This window comes from Psychrobacter faecalis (genome assembly GCF_016107575.1).
GTDB lineage: Bacteria > Pseudomonadota > Gammaproteobacteria > Pseudomonadales > Moraxellaceae > Psychrobacter > Psychrobacter faecalis.
The window spans coordinates 1-457 of sequence record NZ_JABAST010000097.1 but is presented as its reverse complement, the minus strand read 5'-3'; the positions used below and the strand labels follow the sequence as shown (position 1 = coordinate 457).

1 pseudogene is annotated in these 457 nt (G+C 45.3%); it reads left to right on the top strand.

The window, feature by feature from the left end:
• Positions 1-457, top strand: a pseudogene (locus tag JFC07_RS13085) (IS982-like element ISPsma1 family transposase); the annotation flags it as partial.

The window sequence follows — 457 nt, the reverse complement described above, 5'->3', positions numbered from 1 at the left end:
TACCCGTCTGTCATTATGGACGCGCTTATCGGCATAAGAATTATCAAGACTTAGCAGCTTTTAGCTACTGTGCCGCTAAGCAAGAGAGGTACTATGGCTTTGAAGGCCATTTGCTTGTTAACTTATCGGGCATGATTAAAGGCTTTACCTTTGCTCCTGCCAATGTTGATGAAAGAGCGGTTGCCCCAGAAATCACCACTCATATTCATGGGCTACTTGGCGCTGATAAAGGGTATATCAGCCCGAGTCTGACATCGTACTACGACGCTCAAGGCGTGGATTTACAAACGCCACTCAGAGCCAACATGAAAGAGGATAGACCCAAACCTGTGGTAAGGCGGCTAATGAAAGCCCGCCGTATCGTTGAAACAGTCATTGGTCAGCTATCAGAACGATTTAATATACAAAGGGTACGAGCAAGAGATTTATGGCATTTGTCTCATCGATTGATTCGTAA